The sequence below is a fragment of the Marinagarivorans algicola genome, from assembly GCF_001292705.1.
Classification (GTDB): domain Bacteria; phylum Pseudomonadota; class Gammaproteobacteria; order Pseudomonadales; family Cellvibrionaceae; genus Marinagarivorans; species Marinagarivorans algicola.
This window is the reverse complement of record NZ_LGAK01000085.1, coordinates 1-4074: the sequence shown is the minus strand read 5'-3', so window position 1 is coordinate 4074 and position 4074 is coordinate 1. Positions and strand designations below refer to the sequence as shown.

At 46.2% G+C, this 4074-nt stretch carries 3 protein-coding genes; 1 reads left to right on the top strand and 2 read right to left on the bottom strand.

Annotated elements, in window-relative coordinates; genetic code table 11:
* Nucleotides 1–39: 39 nt before the first annotated feature.
* Entirely contained in the window at nucleotides 40–2229 is a 2190-nt protein-coding gene (locus tag AC438_RS16170; protein ID WP_053982301.1) for a c-type cytochrome, read from the bottom strand.
* 288 nt (nucleotides 2230–2517) lie between these two features.
* Entirely contained in the window at nucleotides 2518–2961 is a 444-nt protein-coding gene (locus AC438_RS16165) for a hypothetical protein (protein WP_053982300.1), read from the bottom strand.
* Nucleotides 2962–3222: 261 nt separating this feature from the next.
* Here AC438_RS16165 and AC438_RS16160 point away from each other — a divergent pair.
* Nucleotides 3223–4074, top strand: an 852-nt coding sequence (locus AC438_RS16160; protein WP_053982299.1) for a potassium channel family protein, incomplete at its 3' end; no start/stop codon positions are given.

Sequence of the window (4074 nt, the reverse complement as noted above, 5' to 3'; positions counted from 1 at the left end):
GTTGTTATATTTTAGCTTGAATTAAATATTAGCGTTATCTTAATTACAACCAACGCGTGTCTTGCTCACGGTAATATTATCATAACGCATAGTTGCGCCTTGGCTACCGCCCCACCCTAAATGCACATGGCGAACATCAGGGGTAAAGTTATCCGAAAAAGAATTATACCAGCGATCTTGGAAGGGGCCGCGCATGCCGGTCATTTCTAAACCCGTCAGTGCTACACCGTCTTTCCACATGCGCATAACTTTTGCATCGTTATCATAAAAAAGCTCAAAACAAGAAGAATCGCCGACACTGTAAGCACTAGTGGTAGCATCAGCACCCGGCGAGAATATTTCGGGAGACAAGGTATCGCCAAAGTTGCCAACATTCCATACCAATAAATCATTATTAAAAATACGCAGGCGCATAGACTCTTCTTTAAGAGCTGTATAATCGCCATTGCCCACCAACATAAACCATTTATTGCCCTGTGCTCCACTGACTAGGGTGGCATCAAATTTAACATAGGCAGAGGCTCTATTTTCGAGCGCCTTTAAATTAACCCAGCCCCCGCAATTAGACCCCGATGTCACCTCCAGTGCGCCGCCTGTAATGTTGAAGGAACTACCGCCATTATCACAATCTTCAAATGCCAACCCGGCAGGCAAAGTCGTGCCCGATACACCCTCAAAGTTTTCACTAAAATCATCCGCAGTATGACCACTGCCACCGTTATCACCGCCACTAGGGCCTGAAGAGCTAGCCCCACCCGTAGCCGGTAATGCATTCATGTTTAACGCACCCCAAACATAATCGGTCAGCTGCTCGGCACAATCTCCCACAGGTTGGCAAGCGGGCATACCGCCACCGCCACCGTTTTTAATAATCTCTAACATTTGGTTGTATGCAGTGGCCGTATCAGGTGCATTGTTAATCGCTTTTTTAATCACTTGAGCACTCTCGCCATCGCCATTGGCGCCATGGCAAAGTGCACAGTTATTAGGGCTGCTATAAAGTGCCTCGCCCGCCGCGATACGCGCTTGATCTGTTGGGCCACTAGGTACCGGTGCGCTTGAACTTGCCATGCTAGACGATGCAACAACCGATGCCGAGCTGCTAGATGCGGCTGTGTTAAAACGAATTTCAAAGGTGCGGATCGAGATATTCATCTCTTTAAAGTCTTCTTGTGGCTTGGGGTTAGGTGGATTGCTACCCCATTGACTGTACCCGTAAAAATCGCGCACCGTATAACCATGAGTAGGGGCTGAGCCGTTGCCTTTAGTTTCTGGGTTTAAAGCGATACGCGTTGGCGTTGTTAAATAAGCGGTTGCAGCATCGACGGGTGTTTTTTGCCAGTTGGCATCCTTCCAAAAATACAAGGTATCTTTAGGAATCGTTACACGCACCCATTCGTCACGGTAAAAATCTTGATCAATCTCTAAGTAAGCTTCGGCACGAACCTCAGGGCCGCTAGCATCGGGGTTACCTAGGGTAATTGCGAGGTTAAATTTGCCGTTATCTAATTGATCTACTTGATCGGCCGTAATCGTCGGCACTAGAGCATCTAGCAAATCTTGTTTAGAGGGGATATTACTTAAATTGCTGTTAATACGCAGCTCAAGCACAATACTTTCGATATCGCCAATAGTGCGGCCGCTAGCAAAACCCAAACGGCTCCAGCCATTAGAGTGCTGATTCATGCCGTTGTCATGCACAATTTTTTTTAGCCATGTACCTTGCTGTACATCCCACCCACAGGTGCTGTCGGTCACGACATTAGCGCTTAAGATGTAATCAGCGGAGTTGCCTGGGCGCGATAGGTTGGCGTACTCAGCGCTTGTGAAGGTTTTGTTAAAAAAGTTGCCGTCAAAACGCCCCGAACCATCAAACAGCACCATGGCATCACCACTAAAGCCATCATCAAAGTCACAGTCAATTTTTTCGATAGTCCACGCATAAGAAGGCGCTGCGCTACTAGTGGCGGCCGACGAAGGTGCAACAGCACTGCTCACCATACTACTCATACTACTTACAGAGCTAATCACAGGCTCGCTAGACGAAGCCATCGCGCTACTCGATGGTACAGTCGATGACGCCACACTACTGACCGGTTGCGCAGCACTAGAGCTGGCCTTAGGCGGCTGACTACCACCCGAACACGCCGATAGTGCCACCGATGCGGTGCCTAGTAATAATAAGCGCCAGTGGCTAGCCACTAACTGTTTGATGGAGAGCTTAAGCATAGAATACCTCGAAATACATTTTTGCCAGCTGCAGCTAGCCTTTGTTCACCTAGTGTTTAGCACTGTTAATCACTGAGAGTGATCAACGGCCAGTGCACCCAATTATAAATAGTAAATACAATAAAATTGGCTCTAGCACACATAAGTGAGTTTTAGTCCAAAAACCGATCACATTATTGCCGATAGAGCTATCGTTTTTAGAGCTATCATTTTTAAATCTATCGTTTTTGATGCCTCAGCGACATAATAACTGTAGTGGCACACGTACTCTCATCACCCGCAGCAACGTTACTCCTCCTCATCGTACTGGTCTTTATAAACCTCTTTGCGAGCATCTTCGTTATATACTTCTTTATCATCTTCACTATCATCCATGTTGCGTTCGCCATATATGCCCTTTCTAGGCGCTTCGTAGCGGCTTTTTTGAATCGCAGCATCGTCAAAGTAGTGCTCGATAGCCAATTCACATTCAACGGCCTTAATACCTTTATCTGAATGATAGGCGTAGTTGGCAATAGACTCTGGATACTCCCAAACATCTAAGCCTAGCTGCATAGGTGTACCGCACGACTGACAGGGTGTTTTAAGCTCGGTAAGGTAACGTATATAGTCCTCTTCTTCGGCTTGCGCGCTGGTATCTTCGGTAAAGACTAGGGCTTTAGCTTCAATATTGTACACTTGCGTACAGTGGCTGCAGGTATAGTTTACATACCCAGCAATGGTGACATTCATAAACTCATTCCGTAATGGGAGTATTCGATGATTACTAATGGCGCGTTATACCACACTTCGCTAAGCTGTCATAAACCGTTAATACATTCAACTGAGACAACCATTAAGCACCTAAATACACAGTGGCTGCCAGCTTGTTTACACCCTGCTTCATACGCGGCTTCATATCCTGTAACGCCTTTGGGTATATTTAAAAACACACAGCGATACTGAAAAACGCCCAAACATGCATAACTCAGCCTTCTCAGGTAAAGGACCACCATGCTACTAATATCACGATTCTTACAAGTGCATAGACGCCGCCGGCTCACCAAGCATTTATCAGGTAATATTTTTAAGCGTATTTCTAAATTAGTCCTATTACTTGCCTGCTTTATTGCCATCAACACCGCTGTTATGGTCTTTGTTGAGGAAATATCACTCGGGAATGCCATTTGGTTGTCGTTTACAACACTCACCACCGTGGGCTATGGCGACTATAGTGCGAGCACCTTTACGGGCCGCACGGCGACTATCATTACCATGTACATTTTCTCTATTTCGCTACTATCACTCATCATCGCAGAAACAATTGACTGGAAGCTACTTGCAACCAGCAAAAAAATCAAAGGCTTATGGGAGTTTGCCGATATGGCTAATCACATTCAAATTATCAACACCCCAAACAACGATACCGAGCGCTATTTACAAAGGCTTATCACCGAAATAAAAGCCACCCCAGCGCTCGCTGACCTACCCGTTCAGTTACTCACCCGCAAATACCCAAAAGGCCTACCGGACTCGCTATCAGCCCTAAAGGTTATTCACCGTACAGGTATGGCAGAAGATGGCGTCATCATTAATCACATTAATCTCGAAAAAGCCAAACATATTATTATTCTCGCGCGCGATGCTTACAACAGCTTATCAGACAGCCTTACATTTGATCTTTTATCTCGTGTTGTCGAAATCAATCCAAATACCAATATTATTGTCGAAGCCGTATTAGATGATAATCGTCAGCGCTTTTTAGCCTTAGGGGCATCAGCGGTTATCCGCCCGATACGCGCCTACCCCGGCATGGTCGCTCGCGCACTGTCACACCCGGGCACCGAGCGCGTACTCGAAGATTTA